Origin of the sequence: Pantoea sp. (assembly GCF_028283705.1) — a bacterium.
Classification (GTDB): domain Bacteria; phylum Pseudomonadota; class Gammaproteobacteria; order Enterobacterales; family Enterobacteriaceae; genus Pantoea.
The window spans coordinates 284,224-303,521 of record NZ_JAPWKD010000005.1; the positions used below are offsets into that span (position 1 = coordinate 284,224).

General features: G+C 53.7%; 14 protein-coding genes and 1 riboswitch. Of the genes, 4 read left to right on the top strand and 10 right to left on the bottom strand.

Features of this window, described 5'->3' with window-relative positions:
* Positions 1-43: 43 nt before the first annotated feature.
* Positions 44-224, bottom strand: a riboswitch (cobalamin riboswitch).
* Between the two features lie 112 nt (positions 225-336).
* Entirely contained in the window at positions 337-1,440 is a 1,104-nt protein-coding gene (trmA, locus tag PW844_RS04745) for a tRNA (uridine(54)-C5)-methyltransferase TrmA (protein WP_299448441.1), read from the top strand.
* A gap of 32 nt (positions 1,441-1,472) precedes the next feature.
* Here trmA and PW844_RS04750 read toward each other — a convergent pair whose 3' ends face one another.
* Together PW844_RS04750 and fabR are read right to left on the bottom strand one after the other, a co-directional pair.
* On the bottom strand, positions 1,473-1,829 hold the full coding sequence (locus tag PW844_RS04750) for a YijD family membrane protein (RefSeq protein WP_013510971.1): 357 nt from the start codon (positions 1,827-1,829) through the stop codon (positions 1,473-1,475).
* Between the two features lie 18 nt (positions 1,830-1,847).
* The gene (fabR, locus tag PW844_RS04755) at positions 1,848-2,492 is read right to left on the bottom strand and encodes an HTH-type transcriptional repressor FabR (protein WP_084877826.1); all 645 of its coding nucleotides are present in this window, start codon (positions 2,490-2,492) and stop codon (positions 1,848-1,850) included.
* Positions 2,493-2,685: 193 nt separating this feature from the next.
* Here fabR and sthA point away from each other — a divergent pair, with 193 nt between their 5' ends.
* A complete protein-coding gene (gene sthA, locus PW844_RS04760; RefSeq protein WP_084877828.1) occupies positions 2,686-4,086 on the top strand; it encodes a Si-specific NAD(P)(+) transhydrogenase in 1,401 nt (466 codons plus the stop codon).
* On the opposite strand, the gene oxyR is transcribed toward sthA, so the two are convergent.
* From oxyR to argC, 5 genes are all read right to left on the bottom strand, one after another.
* On the bottom strand, positions 4,069-4,986 hold the full coding sequence (oxyR, locus tag PW844_RS04765) for a DNA-binding transcriptional regulator OxyR (protein ID WP_299448450.1): 918 nt from the start codon (positions 4,984-4,986) through the stop codon (positions 4,069-4,071). The two genes, sthA and oxyR, sit on opposite strands and share 18 nt — an antisense overlap.
* A 262-nt stretch (positions 4,987-5,248) precedes the next feature.
* Complete coding sequence (argH, locus tag PW844_RS04770) at positions 5,249-6,622, bottom strand: argininosuccinate lyase (protein WP_299448452.1); 1,374 nt, start codon at positions 6,620-6,622, stop codon at positions 5,249-5,251.
* Between the two features lie 73 nt (positions 6,623-6,695).
* Entirely contained in the window at positions 6,696-7,913 is a 1,218-nt protein-coding gene (locus tag PW844_RS04775; RefSeq protein ID WP_084877836.1) for an argininosuccinate synthase, read from the bottom strand.
* A 24-nt stretch (positions 7,914-7,937) separates the two neighbouring features.
* Complete coding sequence (gene argB, locus PW844_RS04780) at positions 7,938-8,714, bottom strand: acetylglutamate kinase (RefSeq protein WP_084877838.1); 777 nt, start codon at positions 8,712-8,714, stop codon at positions 7,938-7,940.
* Positions 8,715-8,732: 18 nt separating this feature from the next.
* Positions 8,733-9,737 (bottom strand): N-acetyl-gamma-glutamyl-phosphate reductase, encoded by a 1,005-nt coding sequence (gene argC / locus PW844_RS04785; RefSeq protein ID WP_299448456.1) that lies wholly within the window; start codon positions 9,735-9,737, stop codon positions 8,733-8,735.
* Positions 9,738-9,905: 168 nt separating this feature from the next.
* Between argC and argE the strand changes: the two genes are divergently transcribed.
* Positions 9,906-11,054 (top strand): acetylornithine deacetylase, encoded by a 1,149-nt coding sequence (argE, locus tag PW844_RS04790; protein WP_299448458.1) that lies wholly within the window; start codon positions 9,906-9,908, stop codon positions 11,052-11,054.
* Between the two features lie 244 nt (positions 11,055-11,298).
* Positions 11,299-13,950, top strand: a complete 2,652-nt coding sequence (ppc, locus tag PW844_RS04795; RefSeq protein ID WP_299448460.1) for a phosphoenolpyruvate carboxylase — start codon at positions 11,299-11,301, stop codon at positions 13,948-13,950.
* 101 nt (positions 13,951-14,051) lie between these two features.
* Here ppc and PW844_RS04800 read toward each other — a convergent pair whose 3' ends face one another.
* The 3 genes from PW844_RS04800 to PW844_RS04810 all read right to left on the bottom strand — a co-directional run bounded on the left by PW844_RS04800 (position 14,052) and on the right by PW844_RS04810 (position 19,296).
* Positions 14,052-15,161: a YdcF family protein gene (locus tag PW844_RS04800; RefSeq protein WP_299448462.1), complete on the bottom strand. Its 1,110-nt coding sequence runs from the start codon at positions 15,159-15,161 to the stop codon at positions 14,052-14,054.
* Positions 15,162-15,744: 583 nt separating this feature from the next.
* Positions 15,745-16,641, bottom strand: coding sequence for a methylenetetrahydrofolate reductase (gene metF, locus PW844_RS04805; protein WP_084877850.1), 897 nt, complete (start codon positions 16,639-16,641; stop codon positions 15,745-15,747).
* 219 nt (positions 16,642-16,860) lie between these two features.
* Positions 16,861-19,296, bottom strand: coding sequence for a bifunctional aspartate kinase/homoserine dehydrogenase II (locus PW844_RS04810; RefSeq protein WP_299448465.1), 2,436 nt, complete (start codon positions 19,294-19,296; stop codon positions 16,861-16,863).
* Between the last annotated feature and the right edge of the window lie 2 nt (positions 19,297-19,298).

A 19,298-nucleotide genomic window follows, 5' to 3' on the forward strand; every position in this document is an offset into this window, starting at 1 on the left:
AGGATGCCGCAGGCATACGATCGATAGCACGCGATGACCGTACGAATTGCGACGTCACACCGGCAGGTCTTCGGGCTGAGAATCATTAATGGTGAAGACTTCCCATCCCGCAGGACAGTGTCTGCATCAGCAATCACCACGACATTCATTACCGCTGCGCGTCAGCTCCAGATTCACACTGGATTCCCTTTTAACTCAAGGAGGCCGGCTGCCGCAGTCTACGGATAAGAAGGCCAGAAATCCAGACTTCCAGCCATCTTCTTTCGCGCAGGGCTGGACATCAGCAGGTGAATGCCTACAATCGCCCGGCAAGCAGGCTTATTACCAGGATTAAAGATGACACCCGAACAACTCCCGATTGAACAATACGACGCGCAACTGGCGGAAAAAGTCAGCCGTTTGCAGGCGATGATGACACCATTTGCTGCGCCAGAGGTGGAGGTGTTTCGTTCACCGGTCAGTCACTACCGCATGCGTGCCGAATTCCGCATCTGGCACGATGGTGACGATCTGTACCACATCATCTTTGATCAGCAGACCAAACAACGCATCCGGGTTGATCAATTCCCCGCCGCCAGTGAATTGATCAACCAGCTGATGCCAAAAATGATCGATGCTGCCCGTGATAACCGCGTCCTGCGCCATAAATTGTTCCAGATCGATTATCTGTCAACACTGAGCAACCAAATCGTCATTTCCCTACTCTATCACCGTAAGCTGGAAGCGGACTGGCAGCAGGCGGCGACGGCGTTGCGCGATGATCTGCGCGCCGCAGGGTTTGATGTGCAGCTGATTGGTCGCGCCACCAAAACCAAAATCTGTCTCGATCGTGATTACATTGATGAGCGCCTGCCGGTCGCGGGCAAAGAATTGATTTATCGTCAGGTAGAGAACAGCTTCACCCAGCCCAATGCGGCGATGAATATTCAGATGCTGGAGTGGGCGCTGGATGTGACACAAAACGCGCGCGGCGATCTGCTGGAGCTGTATTGCGGTAATGGTAACTTTTCACTGGCGCTGGCACGGAATTTCCGTCGCGTATTAGCCACCGAAATTGCCAAACCTTCCGTGGCGGCAGCGCAGTACAACATTGCTGCCAATCAAATTGATAACGTGCAGATCATCCGCATGGCGGCGGAAGAGTTTACCCAGGCCATGAACGGCGTGCGCAGCTTTAACCGCCTGGAAGGTATCGACCTGCAAAGTTATCAGTGTGAGACCATTTTTGTCGATCCACCGCGGAGTGGGCTGGACGCCGAAACAGTCCGGATGGTGCAAGCCTACCCACGCATCCTTTATATCTCCTGCAACCCGCAGACGCTGTGCGACAATCTCGCCACGCTGGCGGAAACCCATGAGGTTGCACGGCTGGCGTTGTTCGATCAGTTCCCCTACACCCATCATATGGAGTGTGGTGTGTTGCTGACGCGCAAAGCCTGAATAAAAAACGGGACCCTCAGGGTCCCGTTTTTTTAATTCTTGTTCTTCGGTCGCTTAAAGCGTGTCGCAATCCAGAACACCAGCGCTACCATCAGGATGGTAGGAATAAAGTTGGAGCCGATGTCAGGATACTCGGCGCGAACCAGTGCGCTGTAGACCAGAATCCCCAGCAGAAAAAACGCTGCGGCCAGCGATGGCATACCTTCCGGCATATTGCGGTTCAGGTAACGCTGATGCAGACACCAGGCCGCCAGGCCCAGGGCGATCAGCGGGAAAATCGAAAACGGCACAAACGCACTGAACAGCACCGAAAAGGAGCCGTTGATGGCTAAACCGGTGATAAAAGCCAGTAAAAGCGTTCCTTTATCGCGGGGGTTTTGCTCAATCATTTCATTATCCTTATCACATTACTCTTCGGGTTTTTCCAGTGTTACCGACAGGCGCTCCTGCTCCCGGCGATACCAGTAATACGCACCTTTGGCAATCATACGCAGCTGCAGCACCAGACGGTCTTCCAGCTTGCGGCGTTGCTCAATATCCACATCCAGCGCTTCCGCACCGGCACTGAACACGATGGTGACCATCGCTTCCGCCTGCGCTTCGGTAAAGCTGCGCGGCATGCGGTTCTCCAGCTCCAGGTAATCCGCCAGTTCGGCAATGAAGTGTTGAATTTCACGCGCAACTGCAGCACGAAACGCAGCAGAGGTTCCGGAACGCTCGCGTAGTAAGAGACGAAAAGCGTTGGGATTGTTCCCGATAAATTCCATAAAAGTTGCGACGGAGGTCTTAATAATGCTGCCGCCCTTGGCAATACGCTGGCGTGCCTGACGCATCAGCTGACGCAACATCAGGCCACTTTCGTCAACCATGGTAAGACCCAGTTCATCCACATCCCGGAAATGACGGTAAAACGAGGTGGGCGCAATGCCAGCTTCGCGAGCGACCTCTCTCAGGCTCAGGCTGGCGAAACTCCGTTCTGCACTTAACTGACTGAAGGCGGCTTCAATCAAAGAACGCCTTGTACGTTCTTTTTGTTGCGCTCTGACGCCCATTCTCTCTGCCCTGTGAGTAATCAGGCAGGCACTATAACAAACTTTGCCGCCGCCAGTGCCGCAAAGTTTGTGAACGCCTGTGAACCTCACGCTTTGTCAAAATCAGGCAAAAATCGCTGTTAGAATTCAGAAGTGCGCGGCGAGATGTTAGAATCTCGTTGTAAAAATGTATAGAAACATAGGACGTACTGGTATGCAAAAGTCTTACGATTACGATGCCATTGTGATTGGCTCCGGTCCGGGCGGTGAAGGTGCGGCCATGGGGCTGGTGAAGCAGGGAGCGCGCATCGCAGTGATCGAACGCTACCATAACATCGGCGGCGGTTGTACTCACTGGGGCACCATCCCTTCCAAAGCGTTGCGTCATGCTGTCAGCCGTATTATCGAGTTCAATCAAAATCCCCTTTATAGTGACCACACCCGACTTCTGCGCTCCTCCTTTGCAGATATCCTTAACCACACCGAAAACGTCATCAGCCAGCAAACTTCGATGCGGCAGGGTTTTTACGAGCGTAACCGGTGTGAGCTCTATCAGGGCGATGCGCATTTTGTTGATGCCAACACCATCGAAGTGGAACAACCGGATGGCACCCGCGAACGCTTAACCGCAGAAAAATTTGTCATTGCCTGCGGATCGCGCCCTTATCATCCGAATGATGTCGATTTCACCCATCCACGTATTTATGACTCCGATTCGATCCTCAATCTGCACCATGAACCGGGCCACGTCATTATCTATGGTGCCGGGGTGATCGGCTGTGAATATGCCTCCATTTTCCGTGGCTTGAACGTGAAGGTTGACCTGATCAACACCCGCGATCGTCTGCTGGCGTTTCTCGACCAGGAGATGTCGGATTCGCTGTCTTATCACTTCTGGAACAGCGGCGTGGTGATTCGTCACAACGAAGAGTTTGAGAAGATTGAAGGCGTGGACGATGGCGTCATCATTCACCTCAAATCCGGTAAGAAGGTGAAAGCAGATTGCCTGCTGTACGCCAACGGCCGTACCGGTAATACCGATTCACTGGCGCTGGAAAATGTCGGTCTGGAGGCAGATGGTCGTGGTCTGCTAAAGGTCAACAGCATGTACCAGACGGCACAGCCGCATATTTATGCGGTCGGTGACGTGATCGGTTATCCGAGCCTGGCTTCAGCTGCCTATGATCAGGGGCGCATCGCTGCTCAGGCCATTATCAAAGGCGAAGCCACCGCACATCTGATCGAAGATATCCCCACCGGGATTTACACCATTCCGGAAATCAGTTCAGTTGGGAAAACAGAACAGCAGCTGACCGCCATGAAAGTGCCATATGAGGTGGGACGTGCGCAGTTCAAACACCTGGCGCGTGCGCAGATTGTCGGGATGAATGTCGGTAGCCTGAAGATCCTGTTCCACCGTGAAACCAAAGAAATTCTCGGCATTCATTGCTTTGGTGAACGTGCGGCGGAAATCATTCATATCGGCCAGGCCATCATGGAGCAGAAAAATGGCGGTAACACGATTGAATACTTCGTGAATACCACCTTTAACTATCCCACGATGGCCGAAGCCTATCGCGTTGCCGCGTTAAATGGCTTAAACCGCCTGTTTTAACGTGTTATCGAGATAGCTCTGCATGTGGGCTTTGATCGCTTCTGCCAGCTGCTCATAGCGGCTGCGCAGAGGCGAGCCGGGACGATAGACCAGCGCGATGGTGCGCTGCGGCACTGGCTTATAACACGGCAGATAACATACGCCATCACGCACGCGCTCGTTCGGCACCGCCAGTGCAGGCAATAACGTGATGCCACTTCCGGCAGCGACCATATTGCGCAGCGTTTCCAGGCTGGTAGCACGGAAATGGGTGTCTTCATCAGCGCCTGCTTCAAAGCAGAAACCCATCGCCTGATCGCGCAAGCAGTGACCATCTTCCAGCATCAGCAGCTTTTCACCGGCCAGATCCGACATGGGTACACGATCGCGATCGTGCCACGGGTGATCCTCGTAGATCGCCAGTTTCATCGGCTCGTCAAACAGCGGCACCTCGATAAAGGCTTCGCTTTCTTTTACCAGCGCCAGAATTGCACAGTCGAGTTTGCCGCTATCGAGTTGTGACAATAGCTGCTGCGTCTGCGCTTCGTGCAGATACATTTCAAGCTTGGGAAAAGTCTGATGCAGCATCGGGATGATTTGCGGCAACAGATAAGGCCCGGTGGTGGGGATAAGCCCAATGTGCAACGGCCCGGACATAGTTTCGCCCTGCTGGCTGGCCATCTCCTTCAGCACCTTTACTTCACGCAGCACGGTGCGCGCCTGATCCACCAGCAACAGCCCAGCCTGGGTAAACAATACCTTACGGCTGGTGCGCTCCAGCAGCATGACGCCCAGTTCATCTTCCAGCTTACGAATTTGTCCGCTCAGCGTAGGCTGGCTGACATGGCAGGCATCCGCTGCACGGCGGAAGTGACGGTGCTCCGCAAGCGAAACCAGATACTCCAGATCACGAATGTTCATTGATATCCTCCGAACCACGATAGCCCGTGGCGATAGATAGAATAGCAATGAACGATTAGCCCTATCAAGCCACTGACAGGAATAATACGTGCCATCTGAAGCAATGATGAAAAAAGGCTGAGAAGACGGAGCAACACCTGCAATCAGTCAGATAAATCACTGAGTTGGCCGGAGTGCCTGCTCTTTGATGATGTGCCAATAAAATAATGAAATTCCGAAGCTAGAGGTTGGCGGGCTATCCATAGCCCGCTTTTTTTTTGCCTTAGCTCAGGCGTTGCTGCGCTTCCTGAATCGCCAGCGCCACCTGCTGTGGTGCCACGCCACCACGCGCGTTACGCTTATCCAGGCAGGATTGCAGCGACAGAATCGGATAAACATCCTCTTCAATCACCGCACTAAACTGCTTCAGTTGCGCCAGGCTTAACGCTTCCAGCGCCACGCCCTGTTTAATCGCTTCTACCACCGCTTCGCCAACGATATGGTGCGCTTCACGGAAGGGCACGCCTTTAGCGACCAGATAATCCGCCAGCTCGGTGGAGTTCGCATAGCCCTGCTCCGCCGCTTCCTGGCAACGCGGACGTTTTACCTGAATACCGTCCAGCACCAGCACCGACATATGCAGGCAGTCCAGCCAGGTGTCGAGCGCATCGAACAGGCCTTCTTTGTCTTCCTGCATATCTTTGTTGTAGGCCAGCGGCAGGCCTTTCAGCGTCATCATCATGCCAGTCAGCGCGCCCTGCACACGGCCACATTTGCCGCGAATCAGTTCCAGCGCATCCGGGTTTTTCTTCTGCGGCATCAGTGAAGAACCGGAAGTCACTTTGTCCGACAGCTCCACAAAACCCGCTTCGCCGGTGTTGAAGAAAATCATGTCTTCAGCAAAGCGCGACAAATGCACCATACCGATGGATGCATCAGACAGCAGCTCCAGCACGTGGTCGCGGTCAGAAACGGTATCGAGGCTGTTGCGGGTGGCAGAAGCAAAACCTAACCAACCTGCCAGCTGCTGACGATCGATTTCGTAAGCAGTACCGGCCAGTGCCCCGCAGCCCAGCGGGCTGACGTCAAGACGCTTCAGGGTGTCCTGTAAACGACTTTCATCACGCGCCAGCATTTCAACATAGGCAAGGCACCAGTGGGCAAAAGTTACTGGCTGAGCGCGTTGCAGGTGGGTATAGCCCGGCATCACCGCGTCCTGATTCGCCTCTGCCGTTACCACCAGCGCTTTTTGCAGCTCACGCGTTGCGTCCAGCAGCACCGCAACCTGCTCTTTGCACCACAGTTTCAAATCAGTCGCGACCTGGTCATTACGACTACGGCCAGTGTGCAGCTTTTTACCCAGCGCCCCGACTTTATCAATCAGTTTGCCTTCCACCCAGCTGTGGATATCTTCGGCATCGCTTTGCAGAATCTGCTGCGGATTGGCGCGCACTTCGGCCAGCAGCGCCTGTAACGCCGCCTCCAGCTGCTGCTGTTCGTCGCTGCTCAGGACATTGACCGTGACCAGCGCTTTTGACCAGGCGACAGAACCGATGATGTCCTGCTCCGCCAGGCGATAGTCGAAACGCAGCGAGTCATTGAATTGTTTGAACCGTTGGTCTGCTGCCTGGGTAAAGCGTCCACCCCAAAGTGCCATCTGAATACTCCTGAATGCTGTTAAACAAAGGGCGGCCCGAAGCCGCCCTTGTGAATGTGTCGTTCGCGCGGAATTACTTTTTCTGCTCGTTCAGCGCACGGATGCGTGAAGAGAGCGAGAACAGACGGATAAAGCCGCCCGCGTGACGGTGATCGTACACTTCGTCTTCGCCGAAGGTCGCAAACTCTTCTGAGTACAGGCTGTTAGCGGATTTCTTCTGAATCGCGGTAGCCTGGCCTTTGTACAGCTGCAGTACCACTTCGCCGTTAACCAGCTCCGCCAGCGACTCGGCAGCTGCCTGAATAGACTGGCGCAGCGGCGCAAACCAGCGACCGTCATACACCACGTATGACATTTCCTGACCCAGCTGCTCACGCCATTTGAAGCTGTCACGATCCAGAACCAGCTGCTCAACCGCACGCAGGGCGTTGACCATGATGGTGCCCCCTGGGGTTTCATAGCAACCACGGGATTTGATCCCCACCAGACGGTTTTCCACGATGTCGATACGGCCTACGCCGTGCTTCGCACCCAGCACATTCAGTTTTTCCAGACAGGCGAACGGGCTGAGCTTCTCGCCATTCACCGCCACCACGCGACCTTTTTCTACGGTCACAGTGACGTTTTCCGGCTGATCCGGCGCTTCCAGCGGATCGACGGTCCACACCCAGCAATCTTTGTTCGGTGCGTTCCACGGGCTTTCCAGCACGCCACCTTCGGTGGAGATGTGCCATGCGTTCTCGTCACGGCTGTAGATTTTTTCCAGCGACGCGGTGGTCGGGATGTTGCGCTCTTTCAGGTAGTCGAGCAGCGCTTCACGTGAACGCAGGTTCCATTCACGCCATGGAGCCACCACTTTCAGCTGCGGTGCCAGCGCGGTATAGGTGGTCTCAAAACGCACCTGGTCGTTACCTTTACCGGTCGCGCCGTGGCACAGGGCATCGGCACCCACTTTCAGCGCCAGCTCAACCTGTGCTTTAGCGATAATCGGACGCGCCATGGAAGTACCCAGCAGGTAGGTGCCTTCGTACAGCGCACCGGTCTGCAGTACCGGGTAAACATATTCACTGATGAACTCTTCACGCAGGTCAACCACGTGGCACTCAGAGGCACCTGATTGCAGTGCTTTCTTCTCAACGCCATCCAGATCGGCAGGGTCCTGACCGATATTCGCCACGAAGGCTACCACTTCACAGCCGCCGTAGTTCTCTTTCAGCCATGGAATGATGGCAGACGTATCAAGGCCGCCGGAGTAAGCCAGAACAATTTTTTTAATGCCTTGCGTTTGCATTTCGTAATCCTTGAATCAGTATCGTTAAGCGAGAATCCGGGTGCCAATCGACACGCCGTTGAAAAGGGTTGGCAGCTGTTCAGCATGACGCCAGCTGGCAATATCCACCGGGCGACCCAGGGTACGTGCCGCATCCAGCGCAGCGTTAACTTTAACGATCATGCCATCGGTAATGATGCCCTGAGCAATCAGCTGCTCGGCTTTTGCTGCGGTCATTTCCGCAATGCGCTGACCTTTGCCATCCAGAATGCCGCTGACGTCAGACAACAGTACCAGATCCGCACCAATGGTTGCTGCCAGCGCGGTCGCCGCCTGGTCCGCGTTGACGTTCATCAGTTCACCCGCGTCGGTGATACCGATGGAGCTGATCACCGGCATATAGCCTGCGCCCAGCAGCGTATTGACCAGCATCGGGTTACCTGGCGTCGCGTTACCCACATGGCCCAGTTCTTCGTCGAACTGCGCAACATTGACCAGGCCAGCATCACCCAGGCATAAACCTACTGCATTGATGCCATATTTCTTCGCCCAGGCCAGCAGAGTTTTGTTGGCCGTGCCTGCCAGGGCACCGGTAATAATGTCAATCTGATCGGCTGGCGTCACGCGCAAACCGTTCTTCTTTTTCACCGGTAGTGCGAGCTTCTTCATCAGCTCATCCACCAGGCAGCCGCCGCCATGCACGATGATCAGCGGACGCTGATATTCGGTGCGGTACGCCAGCAGTGCATCAAACAGACGGGCCAGCGCTTCTTCGCTGTCCAGCAGGACGCCACCCAGTTTAATAATCAGAGGATTGGTCATGGTTTACTTACTCGCCCGTTAAATCAGAGACAGCGTTTCGGGGAAGCCGAAACGGATATTCAGACACTGCACCGCCTGGGAAGAGGCACCTTTCAGCAGGTTGTCTTCAGCGGCAACCACAATCAGGTGCTCACCCTGCACGGCAAAACCGATATCGCAGAATGGCAGGCCGACCACGCCTTTCAACGCCGGAACACCTTTCTTATAGAGACGCACCAGCGGTTTGTCATGGTAGGCGTTGTGGAAGGCTTCCGCCACATCCTGTTCACTCACGCCAGGCTTCAGGCGGCAGGTAATGGTGGCGAGAATGCCGCGCGGGAAATTGCCCAGATGCGGCGTAAAGATCACCGGCGTGCCAAGGTGGGCAACAATTTCCGGATGATGACGATGATTGAAGATGCCATACGGTTGCAGGCTGACTTCGCAGAAGCTGGTGGTGACACTGGCTTTGCGTCCGGCACCGCTCACGCCACTGGTGGCATTGATCACTGGCCACTGCGCTTCATTGAGCAGGCCTGCTTCCACCAATGGTTTCAGCGCCAGCTGTGAGGCGGTCGGATAGCAGCCCGGCACCGCCACCAGCTGTGCTTCTTTAATTTTTTCGTGCTGCCATTCAGCCAGGCCGTAAACCGCTTTATCCAGCCAGTCGCCGTGCTGATGGGTGAAACCGTAATATTGGGTATAGAAAGCATCGTCGTTAACGCGGAACGCACCGGAGAGATCGAAAACCACGCAACCCGCTTTCAGGAATTCCGGTGCCAGATCGTGGCTGACTTCATGCGCCGTGGCGAGGAAAACCACATCGACTTTATCCGCCCATTCAGCCGCATCACTCAGCGGCTGCAACGGCAGGTCGATAATCCCTTTCAGCTGAGGATGCAGATCGGACAGTAATTTTCCGGCATCCGGGCTTTGCGCTGAAACCGCTAAAGCGGTTATGTTCATATGCGGATGGCGATTCAGGTAGGTGGCAAGCTCTACGCCAGCATAACCACTGGCACCAACGATCAGCGTATTCAACATCAGGCTGTATACCTTATTACAGTCACACGTTCCGGGTCGCGGCCTTGCCCCGTTGCCCACGATGCCGTTTGCAGAAAATTTACTGTTCACATGCAGACGACGTTAATGTATTTTTATTCACTATTAATGCATGAATATTGATACATCCTAACCCAAGGACCGTCAACAGTGAAGACAAAATTACCACCTTTTATCGAACTCTACCGCCAGCTGATTGCCACACCGTCGATCAGTGCCACTGACGCCGCACTCGATCAGAGCAATGAAACTTTAATCAATTTGCTGGCAGGCTGGTTTCGCGATCTTGGTTTCAGTACCGAGGTGCAACCGGTACCGGGTACGCGGCATAAATTTAACCTGCTGGCGAAGACGGGATCGGGCGCGGGTGGCTTGTTACTGGCGGGTCACACCGATACCGTTCCGTTCGATGATGGCCGCTGGACGCGTGATCCTTTTACCCTGACTGAGCACGACAACAAGTTGTACGGTTTAGGCACCGCAGACATGAAAGGCTTCTTTGCCTTTATTCTGGATGCACTGCGTGACGTTGACGTGACCAAACTGAGCAAACCGCTCTACATTCTTGCGACCGCCGATGAAGAAACCACCATGGCAGGCGCGAAGTATTTTGCTGAATCCACCCAGCTGCGTCCGGATTGCGCCATCATCGGCGAACCGACGTCACTGAAGCCGGTGCGCGCGCACAAAGGTCATCTCTCGAATGTGATTCGTATTCAGGGGCAATCGGGCCACTCCAGTGACCCATCACGCGGTGTGAACGCGATTGAATTGATGCATGAATCCATCACCCAGCTGATGCAGCTGCGTAATACGCTGAAAACGCGTTATAACCATGATGGTTTTGCCATCCCCTACCCAACCATGAACTTCGGTCATATTCATGGTGGCGATGCCGCCAACCGCATTTGCGCCTGCTGTGAACTGCATATGGATATTCGTCCGCTGCCGGGCCTGACCCTGAGCGATCTGGATGGTCTGCTGAATGAAGCGCTGGCCCCGGTGAGCGAACGCTGGCCAGGCCGTCTGACCGTGGGTGAGCTGCATCCGCCGATTCCGGGTTATGAATGTCCGGTGGATCATGAGCTGGTGAAAGTGGTGGAGAAATTGCTGGGCACACCAACCGAAGTGGTGAACTATTGCACCGAAGCGCCGTTTATTCAGCAATTGTGCCCAACCCTGGTGTTAGGCCCAGGTTCCATCAACCAGGCTCATCAGCCGGATGAATTTATTGATACGGCATTTATTAAACCGACCCATGCGCTTATCACGCAGGTTGTGCATCATTTTTGTCACTGATGAACAATCGGCGGGGCATTTCACTGTTTAATCAGCAAAATGCCCCGTCAATGTTCGGGATTTGATAATAAGAATAACTTATCTCGCTTCACTCTCGTTAAATTCTTTGAATTTCCATCATTTAGCAGCGAAATTTCGTCAGTTTAAGGCAATTGACGAACAGAGCGATACGTGGCTAGATAAAAGACGAAGTTATGCCCGTTGGGTATATAGATTAAAAAGACGATAAGGGTGTCAGGGTCACATGAACGAACAATATTCCGCAATGCGAAGTAATGTCAGTATGCTCGGCAAACTGCTCGGGGATACGATAAAGGATGCACTGGGAGAGAACATCCTCGATCGGGTGGAGACCATCCGCAAGCTCTCTAAGTCATCTCGTGCAGGAAATGACACTCATCGTAAGGAACTGCTGTCCACACTGCAAAACCTCTCCAATGACGAGCTCTTGCCAGTGGCTCGCGCATTTAGTCAGTTCCTGAATCTAACCAACGTGGCTGAACAGTATCAGACCATTGCCCGCAGCGGCGAGGGTGCTAATCACCCTGAGCTACTGAAAACCACCTTTGATCGCCTGAAACAACAGAAAGACCTCAACGAAAGCGATATCCGTGCCGCCATTGAATCACTCTCGCTGGAGCTGGTACTCACTGCGCACCCGACCGAAATTACCCGCCGTACACTGATCCATAAACTGGTTGAAGTGAACAGCTGCCTGCAACAACTCGACCACAGTGATATCACCGAGTATGAGTACAACCAGGTGATGCGCCGTCTGCGCCAGCTGGTTGCTCAGGCCTGGCACACTGACGAAATCCGTAAATACCGTCCGACCCCGGTCGATGAAGCCAAATGGGGCTTTGCCGTGGTGGAAAATAGCCTGTGGGAAGGCGTACCGGCGTTTCTGCGTGAGCTGAATGAGCAGGTGGAAGAAACCTTTGGTATGCAGCTGCCGGTGGATTTTGTCCCGGTGCAATTTACCTCCTGGATGGGCGGCGACCGCGATGGCAATCCGAACGTCACCGCCAGCATCACGCGCCAGGCGATGCAACTGGGCCGCTGGAAAGCCGCCGACCTGTTCCTGCGCGATGTCGGCGTGCTGATTTCTGAGCTGTCGATGTCCGAATGCAGTGACGAAGTGCGTGAACTGTGTGGCGACCCGGAAGCGCTGGAGCCGTACCGCGTTATTCTGAAGCGCATCCGCAGCCAGCTGATGTCCACACAAGCCTATCTGGAGCGCCGTCTGAAGGGCGAGCGACTGCCGCGTCCGGCCGATTTACTGGTTTCCAACGATCAACTGTGGCAGCCGCTGTATGCCATCTATCAGTCACTGCAACAGTGCGACATGGGCATCATTGCCAATGGACAGCTGCTGGATACGCTGCGCCGCGTGAAATGTTTTGGTGTGCCGTTGGTACGTATCGACCTGCGTCAGGAGAGCACCCGTCATACGGAAGCCATTGCTGAGGTGACGCGCTATCTCGGCCTCGGTGATTATGAAAGCTGGTCAGAAGCCGATAAGCAGGCATTCCTGATCCGCGAACTGAATTCAAAACGTCCCCTGCTGCCACGCCAGTGGCAGCCAAGCGATAACACCCGCGAAGTGCTGGATACCTGCAAGGTCGCTGCCGAAGTGCCACAAGGCTCAATTGCCGCTTACGTGATTTCGATGGCGAAAACCCCGTCGGACGTGCTGGCAGTGCATCTGCTGCTGAAAGAAGCCGGGATTTCTTACGCGATGCCGGTGGCCCCGCTGTTCGAAACCCTTGATGACCTGAATAACGCTGATGACGTGATGAGCCAGCTACTGAGCATCGACTGGTATCGCGGCTTTATTCAGGGCAAGCAGATGGTGATGATTGGCTACTCTGACTCGGCGAAGGATGCCGGCGTGATGGCTGCCAGCTGGGCGCAGTACCAGGCGCAGGATGCCCTGATCAAGACCTGCGAGAAAGCCGGTATCGCCCTGACGCTGTTCCACGGACGTGGCGGCTCCATCGGGCGTGGCGGTGCACCGGCGCACGCAGCGTTGCTGTCACAGCCACCGGGTAGCCTGAAAGGCGGCCTGCGCGTCACCGAGCAGGGTGAGATGATTCGCTTCAAATACGGCCTGCCGGAAGTGACAATTGCCAGCCTGTCGTTGTACACCGGGGCGATTCTCGAAGCCAACCTGATGCCGCCACCGGAGCCGAAAAGCGAATGGTGCGACATCATGGATGGTCTGTCAGCCCACTCCTGTGCGATGTACCGTGGCTATGTGCGTGAGAATCCTGATTTCGTACCCTATTTCCGCTCAGCTACGCCGGAGCAGGAACTGGGTAAACTGCCGCTCGGCTCACGTCCGGCGAAACGCCGTGCCAGCGGTGGTGTGGAATCACTGCGTGCCATCCCATGGATTTTTGCCTGGACGCAGAACCGTTTGATGCTGCCCGCCTGGCTGGGTGCAGGTGCCGCGATTCAGAAAGCGATGGAACAAGGCCACCAGGATCAGCTGGAGACGATGTGCCGCGACTGGCCATTCTTCTCTACCCGTCTCGGCATGCTGGAGATGGTGTTCTCGAAAGCCGACCTGTGGCTGGCGGAATACTACGATCAGCGCCTGGTCGACAAATCCCTGTGGCCGCTGGGCCAGCAACTGCGCGACCAGCTGGATGCGGATATCAAAGCGGTGCTGACTATCGCTAACGATGCGCATCTGATGGCAGATCAACCGTGGATTGCTGAATCCATCGCCTTGCGTAACGTCTACACTGACCCGCTTAACGTGCTGCAGGCGGAACTGCTGCACCGTTCACGCGCGCAGGAAGAGCGCGGTGATGAACCGGATGCGCGCGTGGAACAGGCGCTGATGGTCACCATCGCGGGTGTTGCGGCGGGAATGCGTAATACCGGTTAAGTCCTCATGTCCTGTTGAGGACAAAAAATGCGCGGCAAGTGTTGCAAAACGCTCGCCGCGCATGACATTTGAATATCGTTTTTATTTCAACGCGTTAATTTTTATACACTCCCCCTTGCAAACGTCATCTCCAGCGGGTTAAACAACCCACGAAAAAACTGGTCTACCATCCTGATATTATTTTTATCTTCCGTGGTGTGATTATTGTTTTTCAGGCGAGAAATCATCTCCGCAGATATGGACTCCATGGCATCAATGACGCTTTGATACTTTTCAATCACCTCTGTATCTTTTTTCTTTAATCCTTTTGCCATTGTCTGGATAGTATCTACCGCGCTATCAAAGAACGAGTCAGGATAGAGCTGTGCATCAGCAGGCAAATAATCGGTATTCATAAGATAATGCAGTGTGGTCGAGAACTCGCGTAAAATAGCCAATTTATCAGGTAGGGTGATATATGCACCTTTTTCGCTAAAGGGGAATGACTCGATTTGATAACTATCTGCTGCGATATCCAGTTGCTTTGCATACGTATAAGTCTGACGAAAAACCGCTGCCGGTGTTCCGGCGATAATAATTGTCACTTTATCTTCAGCCTGAATTTGATCATTCAGAATCCCCGCCACGTTGATGGCATTCTGACCACTATTAGTGGACCAGGGATCAACGAGTATTTTTTCCTCAGCAACGCCATTGCTCATCAGAATATCTTTGAACCTGTCCGCTTCAGTTTGATTAGTAGAGATAGTATGGCGATCAGTTGTGCCATGCCCACCAAAACCACTGGTGATAATTTTCAGATATGCACTATTTTTAACCCGCTGAGCGATAAAAGAGACATAGGTTTCATCATTATTACCGTTTAACACCAGGTAATTCCCCGGTTTGTCATGCTGCTCCAGCCATTGTTTTTCAGACATCTCCTGTGATGTATTCAGGCTGACATTGTTGTTAGTTATCTGTAACGAGAGAGGTTGGGTCAACGTGCGCAGCTCATCGTCAGCGACCTGCATTAAGAGATCTTTTATTTTATTAATCTCATCAGAAATCGCTTTATTTTCAACTGGAAAATCCTGAAGATGTTTTCCTTCCTGGATGAGGTTATTCATGGTTTTTGCGGTCTGTAAATCAGCAATATGCATTCCGCCGTTAACTATGTGATACAGCTCTTTGCCACTAGATATAAGGAAATAACCTGGAAATTGCTGCATCCGGTGTTCTTTGGGGGTCTGAGGCGGGGTTTTATTTCTCTGTTTAGTTATTTTTATATTTGACTCTATCGTGATTGACGTGTTTTTCCTCTGATTGATGTTTTTAATAAATATTGACCGGCTTTTAGTATGATCAATATCGTTAAGGTGTAGGTTTGGTACGCAAGTGCAAGTTGGAATTCTTGTCAAATTCAAAATTAATTCCTCACTAACAATTATCATTTATTTTTAATAATTTATAATTAACACAGCTATCGCCATTTATTTCCAGGCTATCTCCTCCTGATTTTTAATTAACCACCATGTACAATAAGTGTTCAATTTTCAACAATGAAGGGGGATAAAAATGAAATCATAAATTAATCATCAAATGAATTATGTCAGATGAATTTTATGGCTTATTTTTAATGAGAGATTAAGAATGTTTCTGAAGAGTAATTACGTGAGGCGCAGGGTGATTATCTTAATAAAATAAGTATTCACCTGATTTTTCATCAGTCCGGCATCAATGATAAAAGGTGGATAACGGATTTTATCCATATAAAAAAGGGCCGTAGCCCTTTCTTTCATACAATATGTTATATCAGACCGCAATACCCGGACGCACACCCAGCGTATGACAAATCGCGTAACTCATTTCGGCACGGTTCAGCGTATAGAAGTGAAAATCTTTCACCCCTTCCCGCGACAGAATCTTCACCATATCCATCGCGATATTGGCCCCCACCATCTTGCGGGTTTCCGGATCATCATCCAGACCAGCAAACATTGCATTCATCCAGCCGGGAACACGTACGTTGGTCATGGTGGCAAAGCGCTGCAACTGTTTGAAGTTAGACACCGGCAGAATACCCGGCACGATTTCCACATCAATACCGGTCGCCACACAACGATCGCGGAAGCGCAGGTAGCTTTCGACATCAAAGAAGAACTGGGTAATGGCGCGGTTAGCACCGGCATCAATCTTACGCTTCAGGTTGATCAGGTCTGCCTGCGCGCTTTTGGCTTCCGGGTGGACTTCCGGGTAAGCCGCCACGGAGATATCAAAATCGCCCACTTCTTTCAGCAGCTCAACCAGGTCAGAACCGTACATCTCCGGCTTGCCCGCACCCGGCGGTAAATCGCCACGCAGCGCCACAATATGACGAATGCCACTATCCCAGTAATCGCGAGCGATAGTGCGCAGTTCATCGCGGGTCGCATCAATGCAGGTCAGATGTGGAGCTGCTTCCAGGCCGGTACGCTCTTTAATGCCTTTGATGATGCTATGGGTACGGTCACGCTCGCCGGAATTCGCGCCATAGGTGACCGAGACAAATTTCGGCTTCAGGCTGCTGAGGCGATCGATAGAGTTCCACAGGGTTTCTTCCATTTCGGGGGTCCCGGGCGGGAAAAACTCAAAGGAGACATTAATTTGCCCGTTCAACTCAGCCAGGCTTTGATTCAGCGCTTCGCGCTGATTGGCATGAAAGAAACTCATCCTGTTACCTCATCTTCACACATCGATTATTTGCGGTCTGCGAACATCCATACGTTTAGACGTCCAGATGCACAAAATGAACGATCCGCAGCGTAGCGTCAACTGAAAATTAATAAACAGGCGTGACAAAAATTCAACCAACATGAAAGAGTTTCATGATCGAAGCGGGGAAAATGAATAAAGCAGACGACAGGGAGTCGTCTGCTGGAGGAAGGCAAATTACAGCAGTTGCGCGAGGCGGTTGATATCCGACTGAATGGCCCCGGCGGTGACGTCACGTCCGGCACCTGGTCCACGAATCACCAGCGGGTTGTCGCGATACCAGCGGCTTTCGATAGCAAACACGTTGTCACACGGCAGCAGCGCCGCCAGCGGATGCTCAGGGCGCACCGCCTCAACCCCTACACGTGCTTTGCCATTGGCATCGAAGCGCGCCACATAACGCAGTACCAGCCCCATCTCCTGTGCCGCTTCCAGACGCTGGAGCATCTGATCATTCAGTTCGTCCGCGTTCTCAAAGAAGTGATCGATCGATTCTCCTTCACAGCTGGCGGGCACCAGCGACTCCACCCGTACCTGATCCGGCTCGATGTTGTAACCCGCTTCACGCGCCAGAATCACCAGCTTGCGCATCACGTCCAGGCCCGAAAGGTCAACGCGCGGATCGGGCTCCGTCAGCCCCTGCTGCCACGCCTGATCCACCAATTCGGTGAAGGGCACGGTGCCATCAAATTGCAGGAACAGCCAGGAGAGCGTGCCCGAGAAAATACCGCTGATGGCCAGAATCGCATCCCCACTCTCACGCAAATCACGCACCGTATGGTTTACCGGCAGACCCGCACCCACGGTGGCGTTATATAACCAATGGCGACCGGTTTTGGCAAAGGCATCGCGGATCTGTCGCCAGCTCTGGCTATTCGATGCACCGGCAACCTTGTTGGCGCTGATAACGTGAAAACCGTGGCTGGCGAAATCCAGATACTGCTGCGCCAGCGGCTCGCTGGCGGTGACATCCAGCACCACCAAATCATCAAACGGGTGCGCACGCATCCACAGGAACAGCGACTCTTCATCGCGCTCCTCGGCTTCATCATCAAAGAACGCCAGTGCCCGACTCGCCTCAAGCCCGTCATAGCTCAGCAGGCTACGGCGGCTGTCTGCCACACCTGCCAGCACGAACTCAAACCCGGTGCGCGCCGACAATATCTCCTGCTCGCGTGCAAACAGCTCCAGCCAGCGTGAACCGATGTTGCCTTTACCGAACAGCATCAGGCCAATACGCTTTTCTGCACGAAACAGTGACTGATGCAGCCCCTGAATCAAATGCTGGGTCGGACCGACACGCAGCACCGCCACGATGCTGATATGTTCATCTGACTGCCAGACAAACTCGACCGGCTGGTCTTTAATTTGCTGCCAGAAACGGTGGCTGTGTAATGGGTTGCGCGTCACACCCGCCCCCACCAACGCCACCAGTGCTAAACCATCACGCAGTTGCAGATGACCCGGCAATGCGGCGTCCTGCAACAGGTTAAAGGCGCTATTCACGACTTCTGAGGTGTAGCACAGCTGCAAAAGCTGGCGATCCGGGTGCGTTCCCATTGCCAGCGGCCGCAACTGCGCGCGCTTGAGCAGCAGGTCAATCTCTTTGTTCAGAATGGCGAAGTCGTGGTTGTCAGGGATTTGAATCTCAATCAGGCAGACATCATCGTGGCTGGTGACAATACGCGCCCCGGTGCCCGAAGCCAGTACGCGCTCAATACGCGTAGACCCCTGTTCCGGCTGATAACTGCAGCGTAGTTGCAGGTCGATATCGCTGTTCGACACCGGTTGCAGAGTGCGAGTATGCAGCACCGGCGCCGCAAGACGAGCCAGCTCGCTGGCTTCATCCAGACGCAGTAACGGCAGCAGACAGGCATCGGAAACTTTGCGCGGATCTGCACTGTAAACCCCGGCAACGTCACTCCAGATGGTCACGCGCCCGACACCGGCCAGCGCGCCAATCTGTGTGGCCGAATAGTCCGAACCGTTACGGCCCAGCAAAACGGTTTCACCCGCCTCGTTACGGCTGATAAATCCGGTCACCACCAGACGCTTATGCGGATGCTGCGTCAACAGCGCCTGCAACAGTGGCCAGGATTTTCCTTCATCAACCTGTGGCTGAGCAGCGCGTTCGGCGCGCAGGAAATCGCGTGCATCGAGCCAGACCGCTTCAATATCACGCTGGCTCAGCACCGCCGCCATCAGCCGCGCCGACCAGATTTCGCCATGCCCGACCACTTCGGCGTAAACCGCATCGGTAATGGTGCCATCCAGCAGCGCTGCCAGTTTTTCCAGATCGCGGATAAAGGTGGTGGTGAGGGTTTCTGCGGTTTCAGCAGGCAGCAGCGCAGCGATCAGCTCACTGTGGTAACGCCGTAACGCCTGTTGCACCTGATGCGCAGACAACCGATCACTTTGGCTCAGCTTGAGCCAGCTAATCAGCTGGTTAGTGGTACTGCCTGCGGCAGAGACCACCATCATATCGCCCGGCTGGCTGTAATCCGCCATAATAGTGGCTACGCGCTGATAGCAACGCGCATCGGCCAGGCTACTGCCACCAAATTTGTGCAACTGCTTACTGGTCGGCGTTCCCGCGCCTGCTGAAATCGTCATGG